Source organism: Lichenicoccus sp., assembly GCF_965277665.1.
Classification (GTDB): domain Bacteria; phylum Pseudomonadota; class Alphaproteobacteria; order Acetobacterales; family Acetobacteraceae; genus Lichenicoccus.
This window is the reverse complement of sequence record NZ_OZ255835.1, coordinates 2,443,704-2,458,843: the sequence shown is the minus strand read 5'-3', so window position 1 is coordinate 2,458,843 and position 15,140 is coordinate 2,443,704. Positions and strand designations below refer to the sequence as shown.

The 15,140-nt window shown below is 69.6% G+C and carries 17 protein-coding genes; 4 read left to right on the top strand and 13 right to left on the bottom strand.

Annotated features, from left to right (window positions below):
* Positions 1-14: 14 nt before the first annotated feature.
* Together ACQY4O_RS11355 and ACQY4O_RS11350 are read right to left on the bottom strand one after the other, a co-directional pair.
* Positions 15-710: an RES family NAD+ phosphorylase gene (locus ACQY4O_RS11355; protein WP_428376480.1), complete on the bottom strand. Its 696-nt coding sequence runs from the start codon at positions 708-710 to the stop codon at positions 15-17.
* Positions 711-735: 25 nt separating this feature from the next.
* Positions 736-1,161 carry an MbcA/ParS/Xre antitoxin family protein gene (locus ACQY4O_RS11350; protein ID WP_428376479.1) on the bottom strand — a complete coding sequence of 142 codons (426 nt, stop codon included), beginning with the start codon at positions 1,159-1,161 and terminating at the stop codon, positions 736-738.
* A gap of 142 nt (positions 1,162-1,303) precedes the next feature.
* Here ACQY4O_RS11350 and ACQY4O_RS11345 point away from each other — a divergent pair, with 142 nt between their 5' ends.
* On the top strand, positions 1,304-2,611 hold the full coding sequence (locus ACQY4O_RS11345; protein WP_428376478.1) for a DNA recombination protein RmuC: 1,308 nt from the start codon (positions 1,304-1,306) through the stop codon (positions 2,609-2,611).
* Positions 2,612-2,667: 56 nt separating this feature from the next.
* Here the strand turns inward: ACQY4O_RS11345 and ACQY4O_RS11340 are convergent, their stop codons facing one another.
* The 6 genes from ACQY4O_RS11340 to cbiB form a co-directional block, all read right to left on the bottom strand.
* On the bottom strand, positions 2,668-3,153 hold the full coding sequence (locus ACQY4O_RS11340; RefSeq protein ID WP_428376477.1) for a phosphate-starvation-inducible PsiE family protein: 486 nt from the start codon (positions 3,151-3,153) through the stop codon (positions 2,668-2,670).
* Between the two features lie 128 nt (positions 3,154-3,281).
* On the bottom strand, positions 3,282-4,028 hold the full coding sequence (locus tag ACQY4O_RS11335; protein WP_428376476.1) for an ATP-binding cassette domain-containing protein: 747 nt from the start codon (positions 4,026-4,028) through the stop codon (positions 3,282-3,284).
* A 5-nt stretch (positions 4,029-4,033) separates the two neighbouring features.
* Positions 4,034-5,056, bottom strand: coding sequence for an ABC transporter permease subunit (locus ACQY4O_RS11330; RefSeq protein ID WP_428376475.1), 1,023 nt, complete (start codon positions 5,054-5,056; stop codon positions 4,034-4,036).
* Positions 5,057-5,069: 13 nt separating this feature from the next.
* Positions 5,070-6,053, bottom strand: coding sequence for an ABC transporter substrate-binding protein (locus tag ACQY4O_RS11325; RefSeq protein ID WP_428376474.1), 984 nt, complete (start codon positions 6,051-6,053; stop codon positions 5,070-5,072).
* 78 nt (positions 6,054-6,131) lie between these two features.
* Positions 6,132-6,779: a 5,6-dimethylbenzimidazole synthase gene (gene bluB, locus ACQY4O_RS11320; protein WP_428376473.1), complete on the bottom strand. Its 648-nt coding sequence runs from the start codon at positions 6,777-6,779 to the stop codon at positions 6,132-6,134.
* Positions 6,780-6,811: 32 nt separating this feature from the next.
* The gene (gene cbiB, locus ACQY4O_RS11315; RefSeq protein ID WP_428376472.1) at positions 6,812-7,807 is read right to left on the bottom strand and encodes an adenosylcobinamide-phosphate synthase CbiB; all 996 of its coding nucleotides are present in this window, start codon (positions 7,805-7,807) and stop codon (positions 6,812-6,814) included.
* Here cbiB and cobD point away from each other — a divergent pair.
* Positions 7,794-8,816, top strand: a complete 1,023-nt coding sequence (gene cobD / locus ACQY4O_RS11310) for a threonine-phosphate decarboxylase CobD (RefSeq protein WP_428376471.1) — start codon at positions 7,794-7,796, stop codon at positions 8,814-8,816. The genes cbiB and cobD overlap by 14 nt on opposite strands.
* Positions 8,817-8,903: 87 nt before the next feature.
* A complete protein-coding gene (locus tag ACQY4O_RS11305; RefSeq protein WP_428376470.1) occupies positions 8,904-9,089 on the top strand; it encodes a hypothetical protein in 186 nt (61 codons plus the stop codon).
* Between the two features lie 23 nt (positions 9,090-9,112).
* Here the strand turns inward: ACQY4O_RS11305 and ACQY4O_RS11300 are convergent, their stop codons facing one another.
* The 5 genes from ACQY4O_RS11300 to miaA all read right to left on the bottom strand — a co-directional run bounded on the left by ACQY4O_RS11300 (position 9,113) and on the right by miaA (position 14,119).
* Positions 9,113-9,541 (bottom strand): VOC family protein, encoded by a 429-nt coding sequence (locus ACQY4O_RS11300; protein ID WP_428376469.1) that lies wholly within the window; start codon positions 9,539-9,541, stop codon positions 9,113-9,115.
* 93 nt (positions 9,542-9,634) lie between these two features.
* Positions 9,635-10,654, bottom strand: a complete 1,020-nt coding sequence (gene ilvC / locus ACQY4O_RS11295; protein WP_428376468.1) for a ketol-acid reductoisomerase — start codon at positions 10,652-10,654, stop codon at positions 9,635-9,637.
* Positions 10,655-10,680: 26 nt separating this feature from the next.
* Positions 10,681-11,196 (bottom strand): acetolactate synthase small subunit, encoded by a 516-nt coding sequence (gene ilvN / locus ACQY4O_RS11290; RefSeq protein ID WP_428376467.1) that lies wholly within the window; start codon positions 11,194-11,196, stop codon positions 10,681-10,683.
* A 26-nt stretch (positions 11,197-11,222) separates the two neighbouring features.
* Complete coding sequence (locus ACQY4O_RS11285; RefSeq protein ID WP_428376466.1) at positions 11,223-13,061, bottom strand: acetolactate synthase 3 large subunit; 1,839 nt, start codon at positions 13,059-13,061, stop codon at positions 11,223-11,225.
* Between the two features lie 56 nt (positions 13,062-13,117).
* A complete protein-coding gene (gene miaA / locus ACQY4O_RS11280; protein WP_428378175.1) occupies positions 13,118-14,119 on the bottom strand; it encodes a tRNA (adenosine(37)-N6)-dimethylallyltransferase MiaA in 1,002 nt (333 codons plus the stop codon).
* 51 nt (positions 14,120-14,170) lie between these two features.
* Between miaA and serB the strand changes: the two genes are divergently transcribed.
* Positions 14,171-15,064: a phosphoserine phosphatase SerB gene (serB, locus tag ACQY4O_RS11275; RefSeq protein ID WP_428376465.1), complete on the top strand. Its 894-nt coding sequence runs from the start codon at positions 14,171-14,173 to the stop codon at positions 15,062-15,064.
* The last annotated feature ends 76 nt before the right edge of the window (positions 15,065-15,140 follow it).

Sequence of the window (15,140 nt, the reverse complement as noted above, 5' to 3'; positions counted from 1 at the left end):
CTTTGAAACCTGGGTCACGCCGCCGGCTCGTACGAGACCCAGTCCCGGGTGCCGTGCTCGAACCAGGCGGTCATGCGGCCGCCGTCCCAGCGGTAGCGGAACTGGCGCGCCTGCAACACCGGCAGGGTCACGCAGTTCGGCCAGAACAGCCCGGCCGCCATGCCGGCGGGAAAGCGCACGCTCGGATAGACGACGCCATCGAGCGCCTCGTCATGCAGCCGGCGGCCGAGGCGCTGGCCGGCGCTCCAGTCGTCCGGCACCAGGGTGTGCTCCGGGTCGGCCTTGCGCAGGTCGTGCACGCTGCCCGAGATCGCGCAGTGCAGCTCGCGGAAATCCGCGTCGGCCGCCGGCTCGCCGGTCGCGCGCATGAACGCCTCGAAATGAAAGGCGGTCTCGGCCAGTGCCACCTCGAAGCGGTCGCCGCAATACCAGACGCCGAAGCTGCCATCGGAGAACCGGCTCGGACGCAGCGGCGAGGCATGGGTGAAGGCGCCCATCACCAGGGTCGCGGTGCTGCCGCTGACCCGTCTATGCACCGGCACCAGGGCCAGGTTGCCGATCTCGTCGCGCAGGCGCGGGTTGCTGCGGGCCTCGGCGCGCGCGATCCTGTCCCAGTCGGCCGGATCGGCGATATCCTCGAACAGGTGCACCGTCGGATAGACCGTGCGGATGATGCGGTGCGATTTCTTCCAGCGCAGGCGCAGGGCCATAATGCTCTGGTTCCTGGGGCGTCTGCTACCAGCTCGCCCGTTCCGCATCGAGATAGGCGCGGATCGCGGCAAGGTCGGTCGGCGCGCCCTGCAGCATGCGATCGAGGGCGGAATAGCCCCCGAAGGCCGGGCTCGGCTTGCGTATCCAGTCGTAGCCGCGCTGCGGATCGGTGAACAGGTAGCGCAGCGCCTTGTGGATGCCCATCAGGTCGCCGAGCCTGCAGGTCGTGTCGTGCGGGATGGTGGCGACGTCGCCGGCCTTCCAGCGCTGGAAGGTGCGCTCGCTCGGCGAGCCCAGCAGGCGGCGGCTCTGCTGCGCATCGAGTTGCCAGCGCTGGAACAGGTTGAAGGCGGCACGCAGCATCGCCTCCGCTTCCTGCTGGGTCACCGGCTCGGCCATCGAGACCGGGTCGAGATTGGCGTTCAGCCGGGCGATGGCGGGCGGATGCATGACGAACATTGATCCTATGGCGGCCTTACTATAGGCATGGCGTCAATTGACTTCAAGGCAATCCAATCCCGCCGATTGGCGAACGCGGCTGAACCCGGCGGGACCATGCCGCGATGCGAGGCGAAAGGCTGCAGCCAGACCGATGTCCGTTGCCGTATTGCTGGCGCTGCTGGCCGCCGTCGCCAGCTTCGCGGCCTGCCTGCTGGTGCTGCGTGCGCTGCACGATCCCGCGCCGCGCGAGGCCGCCCGGCTGCTGCACCGGCTGGGCGTGCTGGCCGAACGCGAGCAGGCGGCGCGCGCCGGCGACGCCGAGCGGACGTCGTTCCGGCTTGCCGAGATCGAACGCATCCTGGTCAGCCGCATCGAGCAGAATCGCAACGACGTCAGCGAGCGGCTGGGCACGCTGACCACGATGATGGCGCGCGAGCAGGGCGAGGCGCGGGTGGCGATGGCCAATGCGCTGCGCGAGATGTCCGAGCAGTCGGCGACCAGGCTCGCCGCGATCCAGGCCTCGGTGAACGAACAGCTGCATGCCGCCGTCGAGAAGCAGATGCAGACCAGTTTCCAGCGCGTCCTGGAGCAGTTCGGCGCGGTGCAGAAGGCGATGGGCGAGGTGGCGGCGATGACCGCGCAGATCGGCGACCTCAAGCGGCTGTTCTCCAACGTCAAGACGCGCGGCGGCTGGGGCGAGGCGCAGCTGCGCGCGATCCTCGACGACGTGCTGCCGACCGGCGCCTACGAGAGCAACTGCCGGCTCACAGCGGGCAGCGCCGAGGTGGTGGAGTTCGCGGTGCGCATGCCGATGCGCGGCAGCCCGGGGGCCGCGCGACCGCTGCTCGCCATCGACAGCAAGTTTCCCACCGAGGCCTACGAGCGTCTGCTGCAGGCGGTCGAGCAGGTCGATGCCGATGGCGAGCGCACCGCGCGTCGCGCGCTTGAACAGCTGGTGCGCCTGGAGGCGCGCAAGATCGCTGCCAAATACATCGTGCCGCCGGTCACGGTGGAGTTCGCGGTGCTCTACCTGCCGACCGACGGGCTGTATGCCGAGATCGCGCGCGTGCCCGGCCTGATCGACGAGATCGGGCGCATGCAGCGCGTCATGGTGATGGGCCCGAGCCTGATCCCGGCGCTGCTGCGCACCATCCATCTCGGCTATGTGACGCTGGCGCTGGAGGAGAAGACCGAGATCATCAGCCAGCTGCTCGGCGCGACCCGCCAGGAGATGGTCAAGATGGACGGCGTGCTGGAGCGGCTCGGGCGCAACGCCTCGGCGATGTCGAGCTCGATCGAGGAAGCCAGGCGGCGCACCCGCGTGGTGGCGCGCAAGCTGCGCGGGATCGAGGCGCCGGGTGCGGTCCAGAATGCGACCGACCCGGCATCCCTGCTGGAGCTGCCGCCGGATGGCGAGGAGCCCGAGGCCGAGGACGCGGCCGGGGCGCTCTGGCGCTAGATGTCGCTGCTATGGACGTTGTCCCCGGCAGCCCGGTGACGGGTGGCGGACCTCGGTCAGGGATGGCGGACGTGCTCCTCCATAGCCGGGCCCAGGGCATGCTGCTCGGCCGTGTGCCGGGTCGCCTTCATGACGGCGATCTTGCCGTCCTGGTCGCGCACCAGCCAATAGACCACGCCGAGCGACAGCACCGCGGCCGCGATCGCGAACAGCTCCAGTGCGTCGACGGTGGCGAGGTCGAGCACGATGAATTTGCGGACCGTCGCGAGCATGCCGATCAGGATGATCGACCGCGCCCGCACCACGCTCTCCAGGCCGCCGGAGGTCACCAGCGAGTGCTTGAACTCGAGCCCGATGACCACCGTGAAGAACATCCCGAAGACGCGCTGGAAGGTTGCGGGATCGGCCGGATTGAGGCGGTCGTCGATCACCAGCATGGCCACCGAGGCGACCAGGTGGAACGTGGAGAGCGCCACCAGCACGACGACGGCAACCGTGAGCACCAGCATGATCGCCTGCTCGAAGCGGTCGTAGAGGGACATGCCCGTTTTCCCCGCAGCAGACACTACTAGAGCATGATCCGATCGATCATGCTCAGCTTGTCGTTTGATAGAGCAGCTTTATCCATCACATGGGATCGCAAAGCGATTCCAAGTGATCGGATGCTGCCCTAGCCCACCATCATGCGCACGATCTCCTCGGGATCGACCGCGCCCACCTGGCGCTCGCCCGCCACGATCCCGCGCCTGAGTACCACGATGCGGTCGCTGACGGCGAACATGTCGGCGAGGTTGTGCGAGATGAAGATGACGCCGATGCCCTTGTCGCGCAGGCCGCGTATCAGCTCCATCACGCGGCGCTGCTCCGGCACGCCCAAAGCGGCCGTCGGCTCGTCCATGATCAGAACGCGCGCGTCCCAGTAGATCGCGCGCCCGATCGCTACCGCCTGGCGCTGCCCGCCGGACAGCGCCCGCACCGGGCGGTCGAGCTGGTGCAGGTGCACGTCGAGCACCGCCAGCGCCTTCGCCGCCTCGTCCCGCATGCGCTTGCGGTCGATGCGCGGCAGCCCGAGGAACCGGGTTTTCAGTTCGCGGCCGAGGAACACGTTGCCGCCGATATCGAGGTTATCGGCGAGTGCGAGGTCCTGGTAGATGGTCTCGATGCCCTGGGTGCGCGCGGCCTGCGGGCCGTCGAACGACACCATCTGCCCGCAATAGCGGATTTCGCCCTCGCTCGGCTGGAACACGCCGGAGATGATCTTGGTGAAGGTGGACTTGCCGGCGCCGTTGTCGCCGGCGAGCGCCACCACCTCGCCGGCGCGCAGCGTGAAGTCCACCCGCTCCAGCGCATGCACGCCGCCGAAGCGCTTCGACAGGCCCCGGGTTTCCAGGACTGGATCCGCCTTGATGTCACCCATGGCCGTCATTCTTCCTGGCGGCCGCCGCCGAAGCGGCGCTGGCTCTGGTCGACCAGCACCGAGATGATGATGACCATGCCGACGGCGATGAACTGCCAGAACGGCTCGACATCGAGGAACACCAGCCCGTACTGGATCACCGCGATGATCAGTGCGCCGATGATGGTGCCGGTGACGGTGCCGGAGCCGCCGAACAGGCTGGCGCCGCCGATCACCACGGCGGCGATGCTGTCGAGCAGCAGCGGTTCGCCGGCCTGCGGGGCGCCTGCGGCGAAACGTCCGGTATAGAGGATGCCGTCGATGCCGGCGGTCAGCGCCGACAGCATGTAGAGCAGCACGGTGACCCGCGAGACATTGACGCCGGCACGCAGCGTCGCCGCCCGGTTGCCGCCGATCGCGTAGGTGTACTGGCCGAAGAGGCTCTCGGACAGCAGGTAGTGGACCACCAGCACCACCACGAGTGCCACCAGCACCACCACCGGGACACCGGCGATGGTGCCGTTGCCGAGCCAGTTCAGCCACGCGTTCTCGACCGGAACCGTGGTGCCGCCGGCGATCAGGTAGGCCGCACCCCGCGCCACCCCGTACATGCCCAGCGTGCCGATGAACGGGGGCACCCGCAGCCGCGCGATCAGCAGCCCGTTGATCCAGCCGGGCAGCATCACCGCGGCCAGGGCCGCGACGATGCCGGCGAGCAGCCCCAGCGGCGCGCCGGCGACAGTGCCGATGCTGTTGGCGACGTGCGCCGAGATCACCGCCGCCAGCCCCATGGTGAAGCCGACCGAGAGGTCGATGCCGCCCGAGATGATGACCAGGGTCTGGCCGAGGCCGAGCAGCACCGGGGCCACCGCGAACACCGCCACCGAGCGCAGGTTGAATGCGTTGAACACGAAGCTGCCGCCATAGGCCGCGCGAGACCAGATCTCGAAGACGACCAGCAGTACGAGCAGGAACAGCCAGGCCCGGCCGGCCGCCAATAAGGCGAGGATGTTGCGGCGGGACCGGGTGTCGGTGGCCGGCCCAGTCACTCCGGGTATCCGGTCATTCCGAATAGAGATACTGCTTGGTGGCCGGATCATCGACGTTGGCCTTGTCGATGATGGTGAAGCCGGTGGCGATCGCCGGCGGGATCGACTGCCCGGTCAGGTGCGCATACGCCGCCGCCACGCCGAACCAGCCGATCTCGGCCGGATGCTGCGCGATCGCGATATCCACCAGGCCGCTTTTCAGGTTGCCGACGATGGATTGCGGCGCATCGAACGCCACCACCTTGACGCGCCCGGCGCTGCCGCCCTGCTGGATGCCGTTGCCGGCTCCCATGGCGGAAAACAGGTTGGTGCCGAACACGCCGACCAGGTCGGAATGCCGTGCCAGCACCGACTGCGCCTGGGAGGCCGCCTTGTTGGCGTCGTCGTCGTTGAACTGCGTCGACAGCACGGTGATGTTCGGGTGCTTCGCCATCTCCTGCTTGAAGCCGGCCTCGCGCTGGTCGGTGGTCGAGACCCCGGCCTCGATGTTGGAGACATAGACGCGGCCGCGGTCGCCGATCGCCTTTGCCAGCGCGCGGGCCGCGATCGCGCCGCCCAGCGTATTGTTCGACGCGATATAGGCAAGCGGGAAGTCGGCATTGCCGCTGCCGGTCTGGTACACGCCGGTGCCGATATAGGTATCGACCGTGATCACCGGCACGCCGGAGGAAAAGGCGTTGCGCAGCGGCACGATGAGCTGCGTCTTGTCGGTGGGCGCGATCAGCAGCACGTCCGGCCGGCGGGCCAGCACCGCATCCAGCACCGGCACCTGCTGCACCGGATTGAAGGCCGGCGCGCCCTGGAACACCAGCTTGACGCCCAACGCGCGGGCCGCCGCCGCGGCGCCCCGATGCATGGTGATGTAGAAGGCGTCGGTGGTGAGGCCCGGCACCAGCGCCACGGTGTAGGGGCGGTCAGCCGCCCTCGACCTGCCTGCCGCGAGCGACGCCACCAGAGCGGCCGCGCCAACACCCCCGACGAAAGACCGTCGTTGCATCTGTATCCTCCCCGCTTCGCGGTCATTCGACCTTCATTCGTGACTAGACCCGTTACGGCGCGCTGTCACGTCGCTGGCCTACCGCTGCAAAACCGCCGCCCCCGAGGCGCCGCGGACCTCCCAGCCGGCGCGCTCGAGCTCCGGCACGTCATCCTCGGCGGCCGGGTAGCCCAGGCAGAGATAGGCGATGAAGCGCCACTCCGGCGGCACGTCGAGGATGGAGGTCATGGTGCCGGCGTCGAGAATCGAAACCCAGCCGAGGCCGACGCCTTCGGCTCGCGCCGCCAGCCAGAGCGTGTGGATCGCCATCACGGCGGAAAAGGCGAGTGTCTCGGGCATGCTCTGCCGCCCGAGGCCGCCGCCCTGAGCCGGATCGGACTCGCAGAACACCGCAAGATGCCACGGCGCCTGATCGAGCCCGGCGAGCTTGAGCCGGGCATAGTCCTGCGCTCGGCCGGCCTGCACGGCCTGCTGCGCCAGATGGTTGCTGGCGAGGAAATTGCGTCGTACCGCCGCACGCCGGTCCGGGTCGTCGACCGCGACCAGCCGCCACGGCTCGCTCAACCCGACCGAGGGCGCCAGGGCACAGCTCGCCAGCAGCCGTGCCTGCAGCAGAGCGGGCAGCGGATCGGTGCGGAAATGCCTGACGTCGCGCCGCCAGCAGAACAGCGTGTGCAGGTGCCGGCGGAACCCGTCATCGAACGGCGGTGGGCAAGGCGGGGGCATGCCGGCGAGACAAGGCGGCTTTCCGGCGCCGGTCAAGCGAACGCCACAACGCCGAGCAAGGCGGCCGTGGCCAGCAACTGGATCGTGCAGGCGCGCCGGTACAGCACCAGGGCGCGCCGAAGATCGGCGAGACTGGCCGGCCGGTCGCCGTCGCCGAGCCAGGGATCCTCGACGCGACCGCTGGCATAGTCGCGCGGCCCGGCGAGGCGGATCCCGAGGCTTGCGGCCATCGCCGCTTCCGGCCAGCCGGCATTCGGCGAGCGGTGCCGGCCGGCATCGCGCCGCACGATGCGCAAGCTTGACCAAGCGCGTCCGGGAGCGGCCAGCGCGATCCAGGCCGCGGCCAGCCGCGAGGCCGGCAGGTTCACCAGATCGTCCAGGCGCGCCGAGGCCCAGCCGAAGGCGTGATGCCGGGGGCTCAGATGGCCGATCATGCTGTCGGCGGTGTTGATCGCCTTGTAGGCGGCGATGCCCGGCAGGCCGAGCAGGACGCACCAGAGCAGCGGAGCCGTCACGCCGTCGGAGAAGTTCTCGGCGAGGCTCTCGATCGCGGCGCGCACCACCGCGGGCGCGTCCAGGCTATCCGGGTCGCGTCCGACGATGTGCGACACCGCGGCGCGGCCGCCCGCAAGGCCGTCCGCTTCGAGGCCGCTCGCCACCGCCCGCACGTGGCTGGACAGGCTGCGCTGAGCCAGCAGGCTGCTCGCCGCCGCACCGCATAGCAGCACCGCGACCGGACGTGGCAGCCAGTGCAGGGCCAGGGCCTGCGCCAGCGCCGCGACGAGGGCCGGAATGCCCGCGATCAGCAGCAAGGCGAGGACGCCGTTGAGCCGGCGCTGCCCTTGCCGCAAACTGTCGCGATTGAGCCTCCCGTCCAGCCAGCCGATCAGGCCGCCGATCCAGACCACCGGGTGGCGCCACAGGCGGAACAGCGGGGCCGGGTAGCCGAGGATGCCTTCGATCACCAGACCACACAGTACAATCCCGATGGTGGTCCAAGGTCCTCCGTCCAGCATGCCGACCGGCATCGCACATGGCGGCCGCTTGATCGAGGCGCGGCGCCTGTTTGCATCGGCGCCGGCGCCGTTCATCGATCTCTCGACCGGGATCAACCCGCATGCCTACCCGATCGGGCCGATCGGCCCGGACGCCCTGGCGCGGCTGCCGGAGCCCGAGGACATCCTGCGCGTGCAGGCAGTGGCCGCCGCCTGCTACGGGGTTGCCGATCCCGGCATGGTGGTGGCAACGCCAGGCACGCAGATCGCGATCAGCCTGTTGCCCTACCTGCTCGGGTGCCGGGCTGCCACGATCCTGGCGCCGACCTATGCAGAGCACCGCGCCGGCTGGGACAATGCCGGCCTCCCGGTCGAGGTCGCTTACGGGATCGAAGCGTTCGCCAGCAACGCCCTGCAGCCCGGCACCGCCGCGATCCTGTGCAACCCGAACAATCCAGACGGAAGGCGGCTGCCGCCCGGCCGTCTGCTCGCGCTGGCATCGGCGCAATCCGAGCAGGGCGGCGTGCTGATCTGCGACGAGGCGTTCGTCGATCTCGAGCCGGACATGACCGGCCTCGGCTCCTGCCTGCCGCATCCGGGCCTGCTGGTGCTGCGCTCGTTCGGCAAGAGCTACGGCCTGGCAGGGATCCGGCTCGGCTTCATCCTGGCGTCGGCTGGACTGGCCGGACGGCTGCGCGCCGCCTTCGGCCCCTGGGCGATCAGCGGGGTTGCGATACAGGCGGCCCGCGTCGCGCTGGCGGATACGGCCTGGCGCGCAGCGATGGCCGACCGGCTGCGGCGGGACGGGGCGGATCTGGACCGGCTGCTGCTGCGGCATGGGTTTCGTGGCCAGGGGGGCACCGCCTTGTTCCGGCTGTATTGCGGGCGCGGGGCGGCGGCCTTGCATCGGCATCTGGGCGAGGCCGGGCTGCTCGTCCGCCGTTTCGACGATGACCCGAACCTGCTGCGGTTCGGGCTGCCGGGCGACGCGATGGCATGGGCGCGGCTGCAAGCCGCCCTGCGGAGCGCCCGGTTGCCCTGACCGCGGCCGTCGTGCAACGCTTCCCGACCGGCGCCGTTATCGACTGACCGGCCGCGAACACACCACCGGATCGAACGGATCATTGTAATGCCCGACACCATGACTGCGGATCTGAGCCATGACGACCTGATGGCGATACGCGATGCCGTGCCGGGCTTGGACCTGCTGGGCATCCGTTCGCTGAGCCGCGCCGGCTACCGGATTGTGCGGGACGAAACCGCCGCCGGCCGGGCGTCATCGGCGTCCACTGCTGCGGACCATCTCGATAGCTGAGACCCGCAGCGCGGTCCGGTCGATCAGGTGACCCCGGTCGTGGCCCACGGATCGTAGCTGCCGAAGCTCCAGACATTCCCCTCGGGATCGCGGGCGGAATACCCGCGTCCTCCGTAGGGCTGATCCACCGGCCCGAGGAAGATGTCCGCCCCCGCGCTGCGCGCCCGATCCGCGTGGGCATCCACGTCCTCGACGATGAGGTAGAGCCCGATGGTGGGGCCACCCGCCTGCAACACGGTCCGCATGTTCGCGGCCCGCGCGAACTCCGTGTCGTTGATGCTGTGGACCATCAACATCCGGTCGGCCCAGGTCAGCTGGGCATGCTGGATCACCGTGGCATCTCGTTCATCGAGATAGACCGCCCGGCGCTCGAAACCGAAGGCGTTGCAGAGGAAGTCGATGGCGCCGGGCGCGTTCGCGTAGCGCAGGTTCGGGATGATCTCGTTTCGCATCGATCTCTCACCACCAGGGCTCGGAGAACGGTTGATGTGCAAATATGCCACAAGCCCTGGCAAGCGAACAACCGTCGATGCCAGGGCTCCGCCTCAGTTCCGGGTCTTGTCGACCAGCCGGTTCTTGCCGATCCAGGGCATCATCGCGCGCAGCTTCTCGCCGACCTCCTCGATCTGGTGCTGGTTGGCGCGGGCCCGCGTGGCCTTGAAGCCGACCTGGCCGACCTTGTTCTCCAGCAGCCAGTTGCGGGTGAAGCTGCCGCTCTGGATGTCGTGCAGCACCCGCTTCATCTCCGCCTTGGTCTCGGCGGTGATGATGCGCGGGCCGGTGACATACTCGCCGTATTCGGCGGTGTTGCTGATCGAGTAGTTCATGTTGGCGATGCCGCCCTCGTAGATCAGGTCGACGATCAGCTTCACCTCGTGCAGGCATTCGAAATACGCCATCTCTGGCGCGTAGCCCGCCTCCACCAGCACCTCGAACCCGGCCCGGATCAGCTCGACCAGGCCACCGCACAGCACCGTCTGCTCGCCGAACAGGTCGGTCTCGCATTCCTCGCGGAAGCTGGTCTCGATGATGCCGGCACGTCCGCCGCCGACGGCGCTGGCGTACGAGAGCGCGATCTCCAGCGCGTTGCCGGACGGATCCTGCGCCACGGCCACCAGGCACGGCACGCCGCCGCCGCGCTGGTACTCCGAGCGCACGGTATGGCCGGGCCCCTTGGGGGCGATCATGAACACGTCCAGGTCCGGCCGCGGCTCGATGACCCTGAAATGCACCGCAAGCCCATGCGCGAACGCGATCGCGGCCCCCTGCTTGAGGTTCGGGGCCAGATGCTCGGCATACAGGTCGCCCTGCAGTTCGTCCGGCGTGAGCACCATCACCACGTCGGCCCAGGCGGCAGCCTCGGCCGGGTTCATCACCCGCAGGCCGGCCGCCTCCGCCTTGGCGATGCCGGCGGACCCCGGACGCAGCGCCACCGCAAGCTGGGTGACGCCGCTATCCTTGAGGTTGTTGGCGTGCGCGTGGCCCTGGCTGCCATAGCCGATGATCGCGACCTTGCGGCTCTTGATCAGGTTCACGTCGGCGTCGCTGTCGTAGTACACGCGCATGGGCGCTGTTCCTCTTGCTCTCGAAATCAGATGGTATGCGGACCGCGCGCGATCGCGGCAATCCCGGTGCGCGAGATCTCGACCAGCCCGAGCGGACGCATCAGCTCGATGAAGGCGTCCAGCTTGTCGGTGGCGCCGGTGAGTTCGAACACGAAGCTGCCGGTGGTGGTGTCGACCGGGCGCGCCCGGAACGCGTCCGCGATGCGCAGCGCCTCGGAACGCAGCTCGCCGGTCGAGACCACCTTGATCAGCGCCATCTCGCGCGCGACGTGCGGACCGTCCTTGGTCAGGTCCGCCACCCGGTGCACCGGCACCAGCCGATCGAGCAGGGCCTTGATCTGCTCGATGATCATCGGCGTGCCCGAGGTCACGATGTTGATCCGGCTGCGGTTGCGGCCGTCCTCGACCGGCGCCACGGTCAGGCTCTCGATGTTGTAGCCGCGGCCGGAGAACAGGCCGATGACGCGCGCCAGCACGCCGGCCTCGTTCTCGACCAGCACCGAGATGACGGCGGTGATCTCGGCTTCGTCAGTGCTTGCCATGCAAACAGGTCCTGCAGCCGTCGGTGTCAGACCAGCATCATGCCTTCGTTGGTGATGGCTGCCGCCTGCTCGTTCTGGTCCGGCCCGAGGATCATCTCGTTATGCGCCGCACCCGACGGGATCATCGGGAAGCAGTTCTCCGCCTGGTCGACGCAGATGTCGGCGATCACCGGCCCGTCATGCGCGAGCATGGCGCGTATGGTGTCGTCGAGTTCGGCCACGCAGGTGGCGCGCATGCCGGTGCCGTGAAAGCTCTCGGCAAGCTTGACGAAGTCCGGCAGCGCCTCGCTGTAGCTCTCCGAATAGCGGCTGCCATGCAGCAGCTCCTGCCACTGGCGCACCATGCCCATGTAGCGGTTGTTCAGGATGAACAGCTTCACCGGCAGGCGGTACTGGCAGATCGTGCCGAGCTCCTGGATGTTCATCAGCGTGCTGGCCTCGCCGGCGATGTCGATGACCAGCGCGCCGGGATGGGCCACCTGCACGCCGACCGCGGCCGGCAGCCCGTAGCCCATCGTGCCCAGGCCGCCGGAGGTCATCCAGCGGTTCGGCCTGTCGAACGCGAAATACTGCGCCGCCCACATCTGGTGCTGGCCGACCTCGGTGGTGACGAAGCAGTCGCGGCCGGTGTCGCGCGCCAGTTCGTACAGCCGCTTCACCGCATGCTGCGGCTTGATGATCGCGGACGGCGAGGGGTCCTGCGTGTAGCGCAGGCTGTCGATGCCGCGCCAGGCGTCGATCTGCCGCCACCAGGCCGCGAGCGCTGCGCGGTCCGGCTCGGCCGGGTCGGCATGCCAGGCCTCGATCATCAGCGCGATGGCGCGTCCGGCATCGCCGACCACGGCGATATCCACCGGCACGATCTTGTTGATCGAGGACGGGTCGATATCGACATGGATCTTGGCCGAGCCGGGCGAGAACGCATCCAGCCGCCCGGTGACGCGGTCGTCGAAGCGGGCGCCGAGATTGACCAGCACGTCGCAGCCGTGCGTCGCCAGGTTGGCCTCGAAGGTGCCGTGCATGCCGAGCATGCCGAGGAACTGCGGATCGGTGCTCGGATAGGCGCCGAGCCCCATCAGGGTCGAGGTGCAGGGAGCGCCGGTCAGCCGCACCAGCCGCCCGAGCGCCTCGGCGGCGGCGGGACCGGAGTTGATCACGCCACCGCCGGTATAGAAGAGCGGCCGCTTCGCCCGCTTGATCAGCGCCACCGCCTGCCGGATCGCTTCCGGACGCGGCTCGGTGACCGGGCGATACGAGCGATGCGGCGCGGTCGAGGCCGGCGCATAGTCCGCCGGTCCGACCATGATGTCTTTCGGTAAGTCAACGACGACAGGGCCGGGTCTGCCGCTGGCTGCCACGTAGAAGGCCTCGTGCACGGTGCGCGCGAGGTCGCCGGCGCGCTTGACCAGGTAGTTGTGCTTGGTGGCCGGCCGGGTGATGCCGGTGGTGTCGGCTTCCTGGAAGGCGTCGTTGCCGATCATGTGCGTCGGCACCTGGCCGGTGAGACACACCAGGGGGATGCTGTCCATCAGCGCGTCGACCAGACCGGTCACCGCGTTGGTCGCACCCGGGCCGCTGGTGACCAGCACCACGCCGATCCGCCCGGTCGAGCGCGCATAGCCTTCGGCGGCATGCACCGCGGCCTGCTCATGTCGGACCAGGATGTGGCGGATCGAGTTCTGCTTGAACAGCGCGTCGTAGATCGGCAGCACCGCGCCGCCGGGATAGCCGAACACGACCTCGACCGCCTGCTCCTGCAGGACCCGAAGCAGCACCTCGGCGCCGTTCAGCGTCGGCGTCGAGACGGCCTCGCTGCCCTGGCTGGCCTGGTGGCGGCGGTCCCCCGGATCGGTGGTCGCGTTCATGGCGTTCTCCAAACGGCGCGCCCCCCAAAAGCGGCCGGGGTGGGCGCGGTGCCGGGTTATGGGCGCGCTTCGCGTGGCGCGTCAACGCGGGATTGAACAAATGATAAGATTTCTTGCCATCTTATTCTCGGAAGTTGCGTCATATTCGCGATACGCTGTGTGATTATGTCGCTGCGTTGGGCAACGGCCAGCCGGTGATGCGCAAACCAGGTGGCCTGCCGCTTGGTGTACTGGCCCTGCGCCAGCACCGCACGCCGCGCGGCGTCCTCCAGGCGGTCGCCGTGGCGGAGCACGCCGGCCAGTTCGGGCACGCCGTGCGCGCGCATCGCCGGCAGCGACGCCGGCAGGCCGAGCGCCAGAAGTGCTGCGACCTCGTCCAGCGCGCCCTGCGCCAGCATGTCGCAAAACCGCTCGGCGATCGCCGCCCTGAGCTCGGCGCGCGGCGGAGCGAGCCGCAGGGCGGCAAATCGCGCCGGCGCCGGCGGCAGCCCGGGGACGCGCTGCCAGGCGGACAGTCCTTGTCCGGTGCCGGCCAGCACCTCCCAGGCGCGTGCGAGACGCTGCCCGTCGCTGGCGCGGATGCCCGCGGCAGTGTCGGGGTCGAGCGCCTGCAGGCGCTCGTGCAGCGCGGCAGGCCCGATCGCCGCCAGCAAGGCGCGCGCTTCCGTGCGGGCCGCGGCACCAGCGTCGGGGATGGCGGCGAGCCCGTCGGTGAGGGCGCGGAAATACAGCCCGGTGCCGCCGCACAGGATCGGCAGCCGGCCCTGGGCCCAGGCCTCGCGCAGGCACGCGAGCGCCTCGGTCCGCCACCAGGCGACGCTGCCCGGCTCGCAGGCGGCCCGCACGCCGTACAGGCGGTGCGGGCAGAGCGCCTCGTCCGCCGCGGTGGGACGCGCGGTCAGCACGTGCAACTCGCGATACACCTGCATGGAATCCGCGTTGATCACGATGCCGCCGAGTGCCCGTGCGAGTGCGAGTGCGAGCGCCGACTTGCCGCTGCAGGTCGGCCCGGCGACGATCAGCGCGTCGCCTTCGATGTCGCTGTGACACGGCGGCAAACCATCCGGGGCTGCTTGCTTCAAGAGGCCATCCCTGCGAAACGCCCGACCATGGCGTTCCCCCGTATCCTCACCCTGGTCGCCGATCGCAAGGCGTCGACGCTGACGCCGGCGATGATCCGGGTGGCGCGCGAGATGGTCGGCGGCGGCGAGCCGCGCATCCTGTCGCCGGGCGAGGCCGTCGACATTCCATGCCCGGCGCACGCCTTCAGCCAGCCCAGCCCCGCGGTCCTGCGTGCGGCCTTCACCGGACAGGCGGTCGATGTGCTGATCACCCGCGCCCGCGGGCGACGCAAGGGGCTGCTGGTGGCCGACATGGACAGCACCATCGTCACCTCGGAGACGCTGGACGACCTCGCCGCCCACGCCGGGGTCGGCGAGCAGGTCGCCGCCATCACCCGGCGCAGCATGAACGGCGAGATCGATTTCGCCGAGGCGCTGCAAACCCGGGTCGCCCTGCTGCGTGGGCTGGAAACCGGCGCGCTGGAGCTGGTGCTGCGCGAGGCCGCGCTGGCACCCGGCGCCCGCACCCTGGTCGCCACCATGCGGGCGCACAATGCGCGTTGCGCCCTGGTGTCCGGCGGCTTCACCTGGTTCACGTCGAGGATCGCGGCGCGCTGCGGGTTCGACGAGCATCACGCCAACACGCTGCTGGAGGCGGACGGGCGGCTCACCGGGGAGGTCGGCGAGCCGATCCAGGGCCGCGGCGCCAAGCGTGCCAGGCTGCTCGAACTGGCCGCCGCCCGCGGCCTGCGGCTGTCGGCGACGCTGGCGGTCGGGGACGGCGCCAACGATCTCGACATGCTGGCCGAGGCGGGCTTGGGGGTCGCCTACCATGCCAGGCCGGTGGTGGCGCAGGCGATCGAGACGCGCATCGACCATGCCGATCTGCGCGCGCTGCTGTTCGCGCAGGGCTACCCGGCCTCCGCCTTTCGCGAGGACTGAGACCAGGGCTCCCCCCCCCCCCGCGTGACCAGCACGCGCTTGGGGCCGCAAGGTCGAAAATCCGCCATGGCGCCCC